This is a genomic window from Rhodococcus sp. MPR-R1B (assembly GCF_058793255.1).
The window spans coordinates 42,922-57,918 of the sequence record NZ_JBXAFO010000001.1 but is presented as its reverse complement, the minus strand read 5'-3'; the positions used below and the strand labels follow the sequence as shown (position 1 = coordinate 57,918).

Genomic DNA, 14,997 nt, shown 5'->3' with positions numbered 1-14,997 from the left:
TGGATTGTTCGGGACCTATTCCAATACATCGGTAGTCGAATTGCCAACCGGACTGTCAGTATGGGTAGGTGGAGCTACCCCTGATGCCGCCGCTTGCCCCGATGCTCGCGAAGGCTGCGGCCACTGTGCCGCCTCAGCCCGAGTCCGGTGACCCGACGTGGTCGTACGAGCCGAAATGGGACGGATTTCGAGCAATCATCTTTCGTGACGGTGACGAAGTGGTGCTCGGATCGCGAGGAGGAAAGGACTTGGCGCGGTACTTTCCCGAGGCGGTGGAAGCCGTCAAGTCTGAATTGCCCGAAAAATGTGTGGTTGACGGAGAACTGGTGGTTCCCCGTGAGATCGACGGTGTGACGCGCCTGAGTTGGGAAGCGCTCTCCGAGCGGATTCACCCCGCCGCGAGCCGCGTCGCATTGTTGTCGGAACAGACGCCCGCGCAATTTGTCGGGTTCGATTTATTGGCGCTCGGGGATCGCGACGTCTCGATCGAGGACTTCGGGGTTCGACGTGCGTTGCTCCTCGATTGCGTCGGTGGCGGGCCGAGTTGCCACGTCACGGCAGCGACGGCCGACAGCGCCGAAGCAATGGCCTGGTTCGAAACCTTCGAAGGCGCGGGTCTCGACGGGGTTGTCGCCAAGAAGCTGGCGGGACCGTACCTGCCGAACAAGCGCGAGATGATCAAGGTGAAACACGCCAGGACCGCGGATGTCGTACTGCTGGGCTACCGTCCCCACAAGAGTCAGCCAGGTATCGGGTCGATGCTTCTTGGTCTGTACGACGGTTCCGAATTGAAGATGGTCGGTGGCGCTTCTGCTTTCACCGCGGCGCGGCGGATCGAGTTGTTGGCCGAACTCGAACCTTTGCGCCTCGGGGACGACGTTGTAGCCGAGGGAGAGGCCAGCCGGTGGAGATCGGCCGCAGACCGCTCCTGGATTCCGCTTCGTCCTGAGAGGGTGCTCGAAGTGGCGTACGACCAGATGGAAGGGGAACGCTTTCGGCACGCTGCACGATTCCTGCGCTGGCGTCCGGACAGGGTGCCCGACGAATGCACATTCGATCAGTTGGAGGTTCCGGTGCGATACGACTTCGCGGATGTTCTTGCAGGCGGTAAGTGATGGCGAGCCCGGCAGAGGAACTGGACGTCGACGGGATCGCGGTCCGATTGTCGAGCCCGGACAAGATCTACTATCCGCAGTTGGGTGAGGACGGCGGAACCAAACGGCATCTTGTCGAGTACTACCGAACGGTGGCGCTGCAGGGTGCAGCGTTGCGGGCGCTCCAAGATCGGCCCACGCATCTTCAGCGATTCCCCGACGGCATCGAGGGCGAAGAGGTTTACCAGAAGCGGCTGCCGGCAAAGCGGCCCGAGCACGTCGAATCCTGCGAGGTCACGTTCCCGTCGGGTCGCAAGGCCGACGTCCTTCGAGTGCGAAGTGCTGCGAACATCGTGTGGGCCGCCAATCTCGGGACTGTTACGTTTCATCCCTGGGCCGTGCGGTGCCCGGACACCGACCACCCGGACGAACTGCGCATCGATCTCGATCCGCAACCGGGGACCGGGTTCGACGAGGCCGTTGCCATCGCGGACGAGGTCCTTCGCCCTCTGCTCGCCGAGTTGGGATTGGAAGGATTTCCCAAGACGTCCGGTGGCCGAGGCCTTCACGTCTACATCCCGCTCGAGGCGCGCTGGGATTTTGTCGAGGTCCGCCACGCGGGTATCGCCCTCGCCCGTGAAGTCGAGCGTCGTAGTGCCGATCGCGCCACAACCGCGTGGTGGAAGGAAGAGCGGGGTGAACGGATCTTCATCGACTTCAATCAGAATGCCCGTGACCGGACGATCGCGGCGGCGTATTCCGCTCGTAAGACGCCGATCGCAACTGTGTCGACGCCGGTGACCTGGGACGAACTGCGCGACGTGCATCCAGACGACTGCACCATCGCCACGGTTCCCGGCTTGCTCGCCGATCGTGGTGATCCGATGGAAGCCATGCACGACAAGGCCTTTGCCCTCGATGTTCTGTTGGAGATGTGGGAGAAGGATCTGGCGGCGGGACTGGGCGATCTGCCGTACCCGCCGAACTATCCCAAAATGCCCGGTGAACCCAAACGTGTTCAACCGAGCAAGGACCGCGATCGGAAGAACAAAGACGGGTAGCGTCAGAGGCGGACATATCGAGTAATTCGATCAGACGTCGAATGTACGGTCACGTCGAATGCACTGTGGGGGTTGGATATGGATCGCCGGAAAATGCGAGCAGCAAGCTTAGCGGCGGGCGGTGTGATTCTTGCCGCCTTCGGATTGTCACTCGGTAGCGGAACAGCGTCTGCCGCGACGTTGGATTGTTCGGCGCGCGGGCAAGATCAGACGATCGTCGACGGGTCATCCGCATGCCGAGCGGTGGCAGATCCCTCCAGTTACGCGATTTCACACGTCGAGGGCGACGGCGTCGGCGTCGCGGATTCTCGAGACGGCGGCAGGTCGGCAGGCCTCGGCCTCTTCGGCGGCGTTGCTGCGGCGGAGTCGCGCGGTGGGTTACTTGCCGCGGTCGCGTACGGCCCGGGTTCGCTCGCACTCGGTCGCACCGACTCCTCACCCTTTGCCGTGGTGCTCAGCGGACCTGGCGGCAGAGCGGCAGTGGGTGACGCGGACGTCGGGGCGATCTGCTCAGGTGGTCCCACCCTTGTTTTCAATATCGCCACAGGTCAGGGATGTTTCAGCGACGGCACTTCGACGTGGGTCACCCCGTGAGGGCACCCCGGCCCTGAGCCTCTTGCGTGACAGTGGTCACAATGGTGTCAAGCTCCTGCCACCGATCGGGTGACCGGACAACTTGATCAGCGGGGATCGGAGGACGCGATGACTCCCAGTGCACGACGGGGTTCGCTCGCCCGGGTGGAGGTGCCTTCGCGCACCGAGCTGTACGTGGACCGGCGATTCCTTCCCTTGGCCGACCGCTTTTTCGCGATGTATCGCCAACCGCAACAAGGCGGCGGCGCGCTGGTCGTGTACCTGGGAGGCGAGAAAGTTCTCGACATCTGGGCCGGCAATGCCGATCGTGATCGGCGCTGGGACCACGACACGGTGTCGCTGTCGTTCTCGACCGGCAAAGGCGTCGCCAGCACCGTCGTTCACCGACTCGCCGAACGTGGGTTGATCGACTACGACGCCCCGGTTGCTCGGTACTGGCCTGAATTCGCGGCGGCCGGCAAGGACAAGATCACCGTCCGCGAACTGATGTCACATCGCGCGGGCCTTCACCGAGTTCGCGGCTTGATGCCGCATCCTCTCGACCTGATGGACTACGACGCGGTCGTTGCCGCCCTGGCTGCCGAGAAACCGGATCCGCGTCGGCTTCGAGGCCCCGGCTATCACGCTGTGACCTACGGCTGGTTGGTAGCCGAACTTGTGGCCAGGGTGTCCGGTCAGCCGTTCATCGACGTCGTACAAGCGGAGATAGCGAAGCCCCTCGGAGTCGACGAATTCTGGTACCGCGTACCCGAAACCGAGCGTCCACGGATCGCGAAGCTGTTCCCACATATCAACCCTGCCGGCTTGAACTGGGCCTTCGCGTCGACCGTGCTCTCACACGTCGGTCCGACTCGCGGACTCGCGGAGGCCGCGATGCCGGACGGTTTCGACGTCATGGTGCGCAACCCGGCTGTCCACGACGCCGTCATGCCGGGCTGGAACGGAGTGTTCAGCGCGCGTGCTCTCGCGAAGATGTACGGCGCCATCGCGAACGGCGGCGTGATCGACGGGAAGCGGTTCCTGAAGGAATCGACCATCGACCAGATGTCGACCATCCAGACTCGCGATCGGGATTACGTGCTGGCGGTGCGGCCCAACTGGACTCTCGGTTACCACCCGCCGATCATTGCCGCGCGGCGGCAGCCGCGGAATGCGATAGGCCACTACGGAGTCGGCGGTTCAGGCGCGTATGCGGACCTGTCCAGCGGACTCTCGCTCGGTTTCACCACCAACAGGTTGGGTAGTGCTGTGACAGCTCTCGGTGATCTTCGCCTTGCGAGGCTCGGCGCCGAGGCGCAGGAGTTGGTTCGTCGAATCTGACACGAAGGGAATGCCATGAGCAGCAACGTGTACCGGGTGACCGAGATCGTCGGCTCGTCCACCGAGAGCAGTGACGCGGCAATTCGCACCGCCATCGCCCGGGCGAACGAGACGGTGCGCAACCTCGAATGGTTCGAGGTGGTGGAAACTCGCGGTCACATCGAGAACGGCGCCGTGGCGCATTTCCAGGTCACGTTGAAGGTCGGCTTCCGGCTCGACGGCGACGAATCTTGAGTCGTCGTTCATGAGTGTTGATCTCAGGGCGGCCGTCGGGTTCATGGCGGGACATGCCAGGACTCTCGATCGGCATCGGCTGAATTTGATTCTCGGACAGGGTGACCGGGCCGCGGTTTGTGCGGCCGTGGACGGTTATCGCAACCCGGACGGTGGGTACGGCTGGGGACTCGAACCGGATCTTCGCTCGGCAACCAGCCAACCTGGCGGAGCGCTGCATGCCTTCGAAGCCTTTGCCGACATCGGAACGCCGACGCCCAGAGCGGTCGAACTGTGCGACTGGTTGCAGACCAATTCGCTGGCAGACGGCGGTTTGCCGTTCGCCTTCCCGATCGCCGACCCGGCCGGTTGTGCGCCCTTCTGGGTGGATGCGGATCCGTTGGCGCCGTCGTTGCAGATCACCAGCATCGTGTGTGCTGCAGCGGCTCGCGTTGCCGAATTCGACGAGGCCGTCGCCGAACATCCGTGGTTCGCCTCTGCCGTTCGATATTGCCTCGACGCGATCGACGGGGCGGATTCTCTCCATGCCCTCGAGCTGGCCTTTGCCTTGCAGTTTCTCGACGCGGTTCACCGGAACAGTCCCGAAGCGTCGTCGTTGGTGAGCACTCTTGGTTCGCGTATCCCGGCTGACGGCTTGGTTCACGTGGACGGGGGAGCCGAGGGCGAATTCATGCGGCCCCTCGATTTCTCACCGCTTCCCGGCGGCCCGACCCGCGCGTTGTTCGACGCATCAGTGATCGAGTCCGAACTGTCTGCGCTCGCTGCGCGACAACATGGCGACGGCGGTTGGGCGGTGGATTTCGACAGCTATTCACCCGCCGCGGCGTTGGAATGGCGAGGTCACGCCACCGTGCAGGCGGTGTGGCTGCTGAAGCGCAATGGGGTGATCTGAAAACGATTCTCGCGCCAAATTGGAACACGTTATAGTCTGGGAACCAGTTCGAGCTTCGTGTTTCAGGGATAGGGGAATGTCATGGCGTATGTGATCACGCAGCCGTGCTGCAACGACGCCTCGTGTGTTGACGTGTGTCCGGTCAATTGCATTCACCCGACACCGGACGAAGCCCCGTTCGCGACCACCGAAATGCTCTACATCGATCCCGACACCTGCATCGATTGTGGTGCGTGTGTGGACGAATGCCCGGTCGAGGCGATCTTCCCGGACAACGAACTCGACGAGGACGACGCGCCGTACCTGCAGATGAACGCGTCGTACTTCGAGAAGCATCCGATGGGCCCGGATTGGCCCGAGCCGATCACGATGGCCAAGATCGATCCCGAACTGGGAACGCTGAAAGTAGCGATCGTCGGCTCCGGCCCGGCCGCCTGCTACGCGGCGATGGAACTGACCGGCAAGCCTCGCGTCGAGGTCGACATGTTCGATCGACTTCCCACTCCCTACGGTTTGGTGCGCGCCGGCGTGGCGCCAGACCATCCCGGAACCAAGGGGGTCACCGATCAGTTCCGCGCCGTCGTCGCGAAGAAGACTGTGCGCTGCCACTTCAACGTCGAGGTGGGCACCCACATCTCGCATTCGGAACTCTTGGACCATCACCACGCAGTGATCTACGCGGTGGGTGCTGCCGGGGATCGCAAGCTCGAGATCCCGGGCGAGGATCTGCCGGGAAGTCACGCCGCCACCGAGTTCGTCGCCTGGTACAACGGCCACCCGGGATATGCCGATCGGACTTTCGATCTGTCTGGCGAGCGAGCGGTGATCGTCGGAAACGGCAACGTCGCACTCGACGTCGCACGCATCCTGGTGACCGACCCTGACCAGCTTGCGAAGACGGACCTCGCCGAGCACGCATTGGAAGCGCTGCGGAACAGCAAGATTCGTGAGGTGGTCATTCTCGGGCGTCGTGGGCCGGCGCAGGCCGCGTACACCAATCCCGAACTGTTGGCGCTCGGACAGATGGCGAACGTGGACGTAGTCGTCGACCCGATCGAAGCCGAACTCGACGAGGCCAGTCAGGCGTTCGTGGACAGCGATGCCGCCGAGCCGTCCGTCCTGCTCAAGGTCAAGCAGGCGCAGGAATTTGCTTCGCGTACCGCAGATCCTTCTCGCAAGCGGATCGTTCTCCGGTTCCTCACCTCTCCCGTCGAGGTCCTCGGCGACGGTGCAGTCTCACAGGTGCGGATCGTGAAAAACGAATTGGTGGCAACGCCGACCGGTCAGCTCTCCGCCCGGCCTACCGAAACCGAGGAGACGATCGACACTTCACTGGTGCTTCGGTCGGTCGGATACCGCGGCACACCGATGGCCGACTTGCCCTTCGACGACGCTCGCGGCGTGATCCCCAACGAGAACGGCAGAGTAATCGACACCGAGACCGGCACGCCGATCCCGGGTGTCTACGTCGCGGGTTGGATCAAGCGCGGACCGACTGGCGTGATCGGCACCAACAAGTACTGCTCCGCCGAGACCGTGTCGATGATCTTCGACGACTTCGCTGGTGGGCGCCTCGCCACCCCGACCGAGGATGCCGACAAGTTGCAGGTTTTGTTGGCAGACCGGTCGCCGGATCAGGTGGACTATCAAGGTTGGCAGCGGATCGACAAGGCAGAACGCGCATCCGGTGCCGCAACCGGACGGCCGCGAACCAAACTCATCTCCATCGAATCCATGTTGGCGGCTGCCCGGAGCGAGGGATAGCAACGTTTGGGCGAACATCCGAATTGCTCGATTGCCGCTTTTGTGTGTTAATGACTATGGAAATGTGCGGTTTGCTCTCTTCGGCGTGCTCGGGTGTGTAGGTGTGCTCCGAGCGGGTGCGTCCGAATGGTGCATCGGCATCGGTACCAGGCGGGTATCGATGCCGGCCGCGCAAAATCCACGTGAGTACGTGGTCATTCGAGCGAAGGTAGTGACATGGGCAGCAAACAGGGTCGTCGGACGTCACGGGTTGCCGTGGCAATCGTCGGAGCGGTGGCCGCCGGCCTCGCTCTGGCCGGACCCTCCGCGGCTGTTCCGCTCTTTCCCGGTGGACCCGACATCCCGTTGCCCGTGATCCCCGGCGTTCCGTACCTCGACCCGGCAATTCCGGTTCCCGGCATCCCGGGTACGCCGATCCAGGCGCCCATCGGCGTCCCCAACTTCTCCGCTCCGTCACTCAATCCGTCTGCGGGTGAGACCGTCGGTATCGCGCAGCCGATCATCATTCGATTCAACGAGGCCGTCGGCGACCGTGCGACGGCCGAACGCGCTATTCGCGTGACCACCGATCCGCCGGTCGAGGGCAGCTTCTACTGGATCAACGACAGCCAGGTCCGTTGGAAGCCGACACAGTTCTGGCCGGCGAACATCTCCGTGACCGTCGACGCCGGTGAATCGCACTCCACGTTCAACATCGGTGATGCGCTCGTCACGGTCGCGGACGACAACACCAAGCAGGTCACGGTCACCCGCAACGGCGAGGTCGTGCGCACCATGCCGACGTCGTTCGGCAAGCCGGGCCACGAAACACCGAACGGCACGTACATCGTCGGCGAGCAGCTGCGCGACATGTACATGGATTCGTCCACGTACGGCGTTCCGATCGATTCTCCCGAGGGGTACCGCACCTACGTCGAGTACGCGACGCGAATTTCCTACAGTGGCATCTTCGTCCATGCAGCTCCGTGGTCGGTTGCGCAACAAGGTTTCACCAACGTCAGCCACGGCTGCCTCAATGTCAGCACCGAGGATGCCAAGTGGTTCTTCGAGAACGCTGGCAAGGGCGACCCGGTGATCGTGCAGAACACCGCAGGTGGAGTCCTCAGTGGCGCCGACGGATTGGGTGACTGGAACCGCTAGAGCTCGTCGACGAAGGCCCTGTGCGAGAAGTATTCGCGCAGGGCCTTTTTCGTGTCGCGTTCAGCTCGAGTGTCTTGTACGTTCACCATTCATTCGTTGCGGGCGGTCAGACTGCCTCAGTGAGATCGAGTCCGGAGAGAACGCTGCCCACTTCAGGCAAGCCAGGTCTGTGGGGCAGACCATGGCGTGATTACGCGCTCTTCGCGCTCTTGGTCGGCCCCAATCTCGCGTTGCTGATCTTGTTCACCTATCGCCCGCTGGTGGACAACATCCGACTTTCGTTCTTCGACTGGAACATTGCGGACCCGAAGGCGACGTTCATCGGGCTGAGCAACTACCGCGAGTGGTTCGGACGAAGCGACACCTGGCAGATCGTCACCAACACAGTGATATTCACGTTGGTTACCGTGGCGGGTTCGATGGTCATCGGTTTGGCCTTGGCCATGCTGCTCGATCGCAAGCTCGTCGGGCGAAACCTGGTTCGGTCGGCCATCTTCGCGCCGTTCGTGATCTCCGGTGCAGCGATCGGTGTCGCGTTTCAGTTCGTCTTCGACCCCAACTTCGGCCTGATCCAGGATCTCCTGCACCGTGTCGGACTCCAATCGCCCGACTTCTATCAGGATCCACACTGGGCGCTGTTCATGGTGACGGTGACATACATGTGGAAGAACCTCGGGTACACGTTTGTCATCTATCTCGCTGCACTGCAAGGAGTTCGGCAAGAGTTGAACGAAGCTGCCGAAATCGACGGCGCCAAGCCGTGGACCAAGTTCCGCCGGGTGCTCCTCCCTCAGTTGCGCCCGACGACGTTCTTCCTCTCCATCACCGTCATGCTCAACTCGCTCCAGGTCTTCGACATCATCAACGTCATGACCCGAGGTGGCCCGCTGGGGACAGGGACGACGACGATGGTCTACCAGGTGTACAACGAGACGTTCCGAAACTTCCGGGCGGGCTACGGTGCGACGGTTGCCACCATCATGTTCTTGATCCTGCTGATCATCACCGTCTACCAGGTTCGTGCCATGGATCGGGGAGAAGAGAAATGACAGCGGTAGAGGAAAAGAAAAGCGCTGCTCCGACTTCCGTCGTTAGGCCGGGGCCGGACCGCAAGAACGTGGACCGGCGTGAGGTCGGTGTGAAGATCCTCGGCTATGCGGCAATGGTGATCGCGTTGGTCATCATCGTCCTGCCGCTCTACTGGATCGTGATGACCTCGTTCAAGGAGCGCCCGGAGATCTACACGCAGCCGGCAACGTGGTGGCCGTCGTCGCTGCATCCCGAAAACTATTCGGAAGCAACCACATCGGTCCCGTTCTGGATGTTCTTGCGGAACTCGATAGTGATCACGACGATTCTGTCGGCGGCGAAGTTCGTTCTGGGGACTCTCAGCGCCTATGGGCTTGTTTTCCTGCGCTTCCCGGGGAAGAACTTCGTCTTTCTCGGAATCATCGCCGCATTGATGGTTCCGAACCAGATCACCGTGATCTCGAATTACGCGCTCGTGGCAGAGTGGGGCTGGCGTAACACGTTCCAGGGCATCATAGTTCCGCTCGCGGGTGTAGCCTTCGGTACGTTCCTCATGCGCAACCACTTCCTCTCGATCCCTTCGGAGATCGTCGAGGCGGCGCGGATGGACGGAGCCGGCCACTGGCGGTTGCTCTGGCGCGTGGTGCTCCCCGTTTCCGGACCCACGATGGTGGCGTTCGGCATCATCACGGTGGTCAACGAATGGAACGAGTACCTGTGGCCGTTCCTCATGTCCGACGATTCCTCGGTAGCGCCGCTGCCGATCGGATTGACCCAACTGCAGAACAACGACGGACTTACCAACTGGGGTCCGGTCATGGCAGGAACGGTGCTGACGATGCTACCGATCCTGGTGATTTTCCTTCTGCTGCAACGACACATGATCAAGGGCCTCACCTCCGGTGCGGTCAAGGGCTGACAGCTTTCCCGTCACATTTCTTTCTCGAGGAGCAGTAATGGCAAACATGAACAGGCGCGGATTCTTGAGCCTCGGCGGTGCAATCGCCGCCGGAGCCGCACTGACCGCGTGCGCGGGATCCGGCGGGTCGAGCGCTGATGCTGCGGGAACATCCGGTGCGTCGGGTGATTCCAACACCATCACCTTCTGGTCGAACCACCCGGGTAAGTCCACCGACGTGGAGAAGGAACTGATCAACCGCTTCCAGACCAAGTACCCGGACCTGAAGGTCAACTTGGTGGACGGCGGCAAGAACTACGAAGAGGTGGCACAGAAGTTCAACGCTGCCCTCTCCGGTGGAGATGTGCCCGATGTGGTTGTGCTGTCGGACGTCTGGTGGTTCAACTATGCACTGGCCGGGGCAATCGAGCCGCTTGACGGTCTCTTCTCCGAGGTGGGCGTCGACTCGGCCGACTACGTCGATTCACTGCTCGCCGACTACCTGTTCCAGGGCAAGCACTATGCGCTTCCCTACGCGCGGTCGACGCCGTTGTTCTACTACAACAAGGCGGTCTGGTCGCAGGCAGGTCTTCCCGACCGTGGGCCGGCGACATGGCAGGAGTTCGACGAGTGGGGACCCGAGCTGCAGAAGGTCGTGGGCAACGGCAAGTTGGCACACGGGTGGGGCAACGCGAAGGATTACCTCGGCTGGACCTACGAAGGCCCCATCTGGACCTTCGGCGGCTCGTACTCCGACCAGTGGAATCTGCAGCTCGACAACGAGAAGACCATTGCCGCAGGGCAGTTCCTCTCCAGCATGATTCACGACAAGAAGTACGCCGCGGTCTCCACTGACATCGCGAACGAATTCGGTACCGGCATTCTGGCGTCGACCATCGCGTCGACGGGCGATCTGTCCGGCATCAAGAAGACTGCCAACTTCGACTTCGGCACCGCTTTCCTCCCGGCAGTGGACGGAACTCCCGGTTGCCCCACCGGCGGTGCCGGGCTTGCCATCCCGTCCAAGATCTCCGATCAGCGTAAGAAGAACGCGCTCAAGTTCATCGACTTCATCACCAATGGTGAGAACACGGCGTACTTCTCGCAGAACGTCGGCTACATGCCGGTCCGCAAGTCGGCAACCTCGGAGCCGAGCATGAAGGCGTTCCTCGACGCGAACCCCAACTCCCGTACCGCTGTGGATCAGCTCTCGCGTACGCGCTCGCAGGACTACGCACGCGTGTTCGTCCCGGGTGGGGATCAGATCATCGGCACCGGACTCGAGCAGATCGCTCTCCAGAAGGCCGACGTCGCATCGACATTCGCCGGCGTTGCCACGCAGTTGCAGCAGATCATCGACCGGCAGATCACCCCCAAGCTGCCGAAGTAGTAGGAGAGAACACTCATGGCCAACGTGCAATTCGCGGGAGTCACGCACCGCTACGAAGGAACTGATCGACCGGCAGTCGACCGTCTCGACCTCGACATCGCCGACGGTGAGTTCCTGGTACTCGTAGGACCTTCCGGTTGCGGTAAGTCCACCAGCCTGCGAATGCTCGCCGGTCTCGAGTCCGCGTCGGACGGCCGGATCGAGATCGGCGGCACGGACGTCACGCACCTCGCTCCGCGAGCACGTGACGTCGCCATGGTGTTTCAGAGTTACGCGCTGTACCCGAACATGACCGTCGAGCAGAACATGGGCTTCGCGCTGCAGAATGCCGGAGTAGGAAAGGCCGAGCGACGGGAGCGGGTACTCGAGGCAGCGCGGATGCTCGAGCTCGAACCGCTGCTCGGACGTAAACCGGCCAAGCTGTCCGGTGGGCAACGCCAGCGAGTCGCCATGGGTAGAGCCATCGTTCGCCATCCCAAGGTGTTCTGCATGGATGAGCCGCTCAGCAATCTGGATGCCAAACTACGCGTCAGCACACGTTCGCAGATCGCCGCCTTACAGCGTCGACTCGGCACCACGACGGTCTACGTCACCCACGATCAGGTCGAGGCGATGACGATGGGGGACCGAGTGGCGGTGATGCTGGACGGTCGCTTGCAGCAGGTGGCGAAGCCGCGCGAACTCTACGACAACCCCGTCAACACCTTTGTGGCCGCCTTCATCGGATCGCCCGGCATGAACCTGATCGAAGCGCCGGTCGAGGGTACCGTCGCAGTGCTCGGTGACCTGCGGATTCCGCTGCCCACCGGGGCGTCCGAGCGGGAGCGGGTCGTCGTGGGAGTGCGCCCGGAGTCGTGGGATCTGGTGGGCGCGTGGCGAAAGGGCTCGCTGGCCGTGGATGCCGACCTGCTCGAAGAGTTGGGAGCCGAATCGTTCGTGTACGCGAAAGGCTCACCGGATTGCCAGTGGCAGAGCCGATCCGGTCGAATCGTCATTCGCGTCGACCGGAAGATGTCGGTGGCGCCGGGGGAGCCGCTTCATCTGTTGCCCAAGGCCGGCGAGGTGTACTTCTTTTCCGCGGAGACCGGAGTACGTCTGTAGCGATACTGTGTGCGGCATGACCGTCGCACGTTCGCTGTTGCTGTTCGTACTCGCCGCGCTGCTCGAAATCGGGGGCGCGTGGTTGGTGTGGCAGGGAATTCGCGAGCACAAGGGATGGATCTGGGTGGGGCTCGGCGTCATCTCGCTCGGCCTCTACGGTCTGGTCGCCACCATGCAACCCGATGCGAACTTCGGGCGCATTCTCGCCGCGTACGGCGGGATCTTCGTAGCAGGTTCACTGCTGTGGGCGGTGGTGATGGACGGATTCCGCCCGGATCGTTTCGACATCGCCGGTGCGCTGATCTGTCTGGTCGGCGTCGGGGTGATCATGTACGCCCGGTAGGCCTTCGGCCCCGTGCGCGCTCAGGGAGTCCAGGGGGTCCTCGAGCGCGCACAGGGGCTTGCCCCTGCTACCAGATCTTCACACGCTTCTCCGGCTCCAAATACAGTGCGTCACCGGGCTTGACGTCGAACTCCTCGTGGAACGTGTCGAGGTTGCGGACGACGCCGTTGCACCGGAACTCCGGCGGCGAGTGGGGGTCGACGGCCAGACGGCGAAGCGCTTCGGCCTCACGGGCCTTCGTGCGCCATACCTGCGCCCACCCGAAGAACACGCGCTGCAGACCGGTGAGTCCGTCGATGACCGGAGGTTCGGTACCTTCGGTCGCGATCTTGTACGCCGCGATCGCGATCGACAGCCCGCCGAGATCGCCGATGTTCTCGCCGATCGTGAATTCACCGTTGACGTGGTGGCCCGGCAGTTCCTTGGGCTCGAACTCGTTGTACTGCTCGATGAGAGCCTTTGTGCGCTTGCCGAATTCGCTACGATCCTCGTCGGTCCACCAGTCGACCATGTTGCCGTCGCCGTCGTACTTGGCGCCCTGATCGTCGAACCCGTGACCGATCTCGTGGCCGATGACGGCGCCGATACCCCCGTAGTTGGCGGCATCGTCGGCTGCGGCGTCGAAGAACGGCGGCTGGAGAATGGCTGCGGGGAACACGATTTCGTTCATGCCCGGGTTGTAGTAGGCGTTGACGGTCTGCGGCGTCATGAACCACTCGTCACGGTCCACGGGGCCACCCAGCTTGGCCAGGTCACGGTCGTACTCGGCGGCGTATCCGCGACGGTAGTTGCCCACCAGGTCGGTAGCCGAGATATCGAGACCAGCGTAGTCGCGCCACTTGTCGGGGTAACCGATCTTCGGGGTGAACTTCTCGAGCTTGGCCAATGCAGCCTCACGAGTCTGCGGGCTCATCCACTCGAGGTCGGAGATGTTGCGGCGGTGCGCCTCCTGCAGGTTGGCGACCAGTTCCAGCATGCGGGTCTTCGCCTCAGCGGGGAAGTGTCGATCGACGTAGAGCTTGCCGACGGCCTCGCCGAGCAGATCCTGGACCAGGCTTACCCCGCGCTTCCAGCGCTCACGGTTCTCTTCGGTTCCCGAGAGCGTGGTGCCGTAGAAAGCGAAGGTCTCGTCGACCAGCGCCGAATGCAGGTAAGGAGAGCGGGCATGAAGCACCTTCCACGCCGCCCATGCCTTCCAATCGTCCAGTGACTCCGACGCCCAGAGTGCGGTGAAGGTGTGCAGGAATTCGGGCTGGCGAACCACGATCTCGGCGAACTTCTCCGAATCGGCGCCGAGACCGGACAGCCATGCCGCCCAGTCCAAACCGGGGTTCTGTTCGGTCAGTTCCTCGAAGCCCACCAGGTTGTAACTCAGATCTGCGTCACGACGCTTGACGACGTCCCAATGCCCGGCCGCGATCTTCTTCTCGAGCTCGAACACACGCTGGGCGTCGTAGCCGACGCCGGCGAGGGTGAACATCTTGTCGATGTGCGCGACGTACTTCTCGCGGATCTCCGCGTAGTTGTCCTCGCGGTAGTACGACTCGTCGGGGAGGCTGATTCCCGACTGGCTGAAGTGGATCAGGTACCGCTCGGAGTTCTTGGCATCGGTGTCGACGTAATGCGAGATGGCACCGCCGACGCCGACGCGCTGGTGGCGTCCGATCACGGTGGCCAGCGACGACCGGTCCGGCGCATCGGCGACGGCGTCGAGCTCGTCGTCGATGGGGCCGAGGCCTGCGGCCTCCACGGCGTCGGCGTCCATGAAGCTCGAGTACAGGTCGCCGATGCGCTGTGCATCGGTACCGGCGGCCGAGTTGGACTCCGCGGCTTCGGTGATGATGGTCTGTACGTCTTCTTCGGCCTTGTCGTAGAGCGTCCGGAAGGCCCCGTCGACTGCGCGGTCTGCCGGAATCTCGTATTCGGCGAGCCATTTTCCGTTGACGTGGACGAACAGATCGTCCTGCGCCCGTGTGTCGCCGTCGAGGTGGGTGAGGTCGATGCCTGAGCGATGAGCCGTGGTCATTTCTCCATCCTTACACGATCATGACGAACTGCTCGGTGTGTGCGCGATCGCTCCACGCCGAGTTCATCTCTTGTGCTGGGCAACGTCGGTATGGCATGGCACGATCGAATA

General features: G+C 62.7%; 14 protein-coding genes. 13 read left to right on the top strand and 1 reads right to left on the bottom strand.

Translation table 11 applies throughout. From position 1 onward, the window contains the following. Window positions 1-68 precede the first annotated feature (68 nt). The 13 genes from AC1Q61_RS00285 (at window position 69) to AC1Q61_RS00225 (ending at window position 12,860) form a co-directional block, all read left to right on the top strand. Complete coding sequence (locus AC1Q61_RS00285) at window positions 69-1,115, top strand: ATP-dependent DNA ligase (RefSeq protein ID WP_039973226.1); 1,047 nt, start codon at window positions 69-71, stop codon at window positions 1,113-1,115. Next, window positions 1,115-2,155: a non-homologous end-joining DNA ligase gene (gene ligD, locus AC1Q61_RS00280; protein ID WP_003940248.1), complete on the top strand. Its 1,041-nt coding sequence runs from the start codon at window positions 1,115-1,117 to the stop codon at window positions 2,153-2,155. Before AC1Q61_RS00285 ends, ligD begins: the two co-directional genes overlap by 1 nt. Window positions 2,156-2,233: 78 nt before the next feature. Continuing rightward, the gene (locus AC1Q61_RS00275; RefSeq protein WP_039973227.1) at window positions 2,234-2,749 is read left to right on the top strand and encodes a DUF6764 family protein; all 516 of its coding nucleotides are present in this window, start codon (window positions 2,234-2,236) and stop codon (window positions 2,747-2,749) included. 108 nt (window positions 2,750-2,857) lie between these two features. Next, the gene (locus tag AC1Q61_RS00270) at window positions 2,858-4,069 is read left to right on the top strand and encodes a serine hydrolase domain-containing protein (protein WP_003940004.1); all 1,212 of its coding nucleotides are present in this window, start codon (window positions 2,858-2,860) and stop codon (window positions 4,067-4,069) included. A 15-nt stretch (window positions 4,070-4,084) separates the two neighbouring features. After that, window positions 4,085-4,303 (top strand): dodecin, encoded by a 219-nt coding sequence (locus AC1Q61_RS00265; RefSeq protein ID WP_003939815.1) that lies wholly within the window; start codon window positions 4,085-4,087, stop codon window positions 4,301-4,303. Between the two features lie 10 nt (window positions 4,304-4,313). Next, window positions 4,314-5,195, top strand: coding sequence for a hypothetical protein (locus tag AC1Q61_RS00260; RefSeq protein WP_042924996.1), 882 nt, complete (start codon window positions 4,314-4,316; stop codon window positions 5,193-5,195). Window positions 5,196-5,276: 81 nt separating this feature from the next. Beyond that, a complete protein-coding gene (locus AC1Q61_RS00255) occupies window positions 5,277-6,959 on the top strand; it encodes an FAD-dependent oxidoreductase (protein WP_007731395.1) in 1,683 nt (560 codons plus the stop codon). Window positions 6,960-7,175: 216 nt separating this feature from the next. Then, window positions 7,176-8,099, top strand: a complete 924-nt coding sequence (locus tag AC1Q61_RS00250; RefSeq protein ID WP_003940437.1) for a L,D-transpeptidase — start codon at window positions 7,176-7,178, stop codon at window positions 8,097-8,099. A 74-nt stretch (window positions 8,100-8,173) separates the two neighbouring features. Beyond that, window positions 8,174-9,148, top strand: a complete 975-nt coding sequence (locus AC1Q61_RS00245) for a carbohydrate ABC transporter permease (RefSeq protein ID WP_042925052.1) — start codon at window positions 8,174-8,176, stop codon at window positions 9,146-9,148. After that, window positions 9,145-10,047 (top strand): carbohydrate ABC transporter permease, encoded by a 903-nt coding sequence (locus AC1Q61_RS00240; protein WP_003939837.1) that lies wholly within the window; start codon window positions 9,145-9,147, stop codon window positions 10,045-10,047. Before AC1Q61_RS00245 ends, AC1Q61_RS00240 begins: the two co-directional genes overlap by 4 nt. A 37-nt stretch (window positions 10,048-10,084) precedes the next feature. Next, window positions 10,085-11,416 carry an ABC transporter substrate-binding protein gene (locus AC1Q61_RS00235; RefSeq protein ID WP_003940485.1) on the top strand — a complete coding sequence of 444 codons (1,332 nt, stop codon included), beginning with the start codon at window positions 10,085-10,087 and terminating at the stop codon, window positions 11,414-11,416. Window positions 11,417-11,431: 15 nt separating this feature from the next. After that, window positions 11,432-12,517 carry an ABC transporter ATP-binding protein gene (locus AC1Q61_RS00230; protein ID WP_054827077.1) on the top strand — a complete coding sequence of 362 codons (1,086 nt, stop codon included), beginning with the start codon at window positions 11,432-11,434 and terminating at the stop codon, window positions 12,515-12,517. A gap of 16 nt (window positions 12,518-12,533) precedes the next feature. Then, entirely contained in the window at window positions 12,534-12,860 is a 327-nt protein-coding gene (locus AC1Q61_RS00225) for a YnfA family protein (RefSeq protein ID WP_003940244.1), read from the top strand. Window positions 12,861-12,927: 67 nt separating this feature from the next. Here the strand turns inward: AC1Q61_RS00225 and AC1Q61_RS00220 are convergent, their stop codons facing one another. Further along, a complete protein-coding gene (locus AC1Q61_RS00220; RefSeq protein ID WP_492650754.1) occupies window positions 12,928-14,886 on the bottom strand; it encodes a M13 family metallopeptidase in 1,959 nt (652 codons plus the stop codon). Between the last annotated feature and the right edge of the window lie 111 nt (window positions 14,887-14,997).

What these genes read in the sequence shown, in the direction of transcription:
- ligD (WP_003940248.1), top strand. Translation starts at nt 1,115, where the DNA reads ATGGCGAGCCCGGCAGAGGAACTGGACGTCGACGGGATCGCGGTCCGA.
- AC1Q61_RS00275 (WP_039973227.1), top strand. Translation starts at nt 2,234, where the DNA reads ATGGATCGCCGGAAAATGCGAGCAGCAAGCTTAGCGGCGGGCGGTGTG.
- AC1Q61_RS00270 (WP_003940004.1), top strand. Translation starts at nt 2,858, where the DNA reads ATGACTCCCAGTGCACGACGGGGTTCGCTCGCCCGGGTGGAGGTGCCT.
- AC1Q61_RS00265 (WP_003939815.1), top strand. Translation starts at nt 4,085, where the DNA reads ATGAGCAGCAACGTGTACCGGGTGACCGAGATCGTCGGCTCGTCCACC.
- AC1Q61_RS00260 (WP_042924996.1), top strand. Translation starts at nt 4,314, where the DNA reads ATGAGTGTTGATCTCAGGGCGGCCGTCGGGTTCATGGCGGGACATGCC.
- AC1Q61_RS00255 (WP_007731395.1), top strand. Translation starts at nt 5,277, where the DNA reads ATGGCGTATGTGATCACGCAGCCGTGCTGCAACGACGCCTCGTGTGTT.
- AC1Q61_RS00250 (WP_003940437.1), top strand. Translation starts at nt 7,176, where the DNA reads ATGGGCAGCAAACAGGGTCGTCGGACGTCACGGGTTGCCGTGGCAATC.
- AC1Q61_RS00240 (WP_003939837.1), top strand. Translation starts at nt 9,145, where the DNA reads ATGACAGCGGTAGAGGAAAAGAAAAGCGCTGCTCCGACTTCCGTCGTT.
- AC1Q61_RS00235 (WP_003940485.1), top strand. Translation starts at nt 10,085, where the DNA reads ATGGCAAACATGAACAGGCGCGGATTCTTGAGCCTCGGCGGTGCAATC.
- AC1Q61_RS00230 (WP_054827077.1), top strand. Translation starts at nt 11,432, where the DNA reads ATGGCCAACGTGCAATTCGCGGGAGTCACGCACCGCTACGAAGGAACT.
- AC1Q61_RS00225 (WP_003940244.1), top strand. Translation starts at nt 12,534, where the DNA reads ATGACCGTCGCACGTTCGCTGTTGCTGTTCGTACTCGCCGCGCTGCTC.
- AC1Q61_RS00220 (WP_492650754.1), bottom strand. Translation starts at nt 14,886, where the DNA reads ATGACCACGGCTCATCGCTCAGGCATCGACCTCACCCACCTCGACGGC.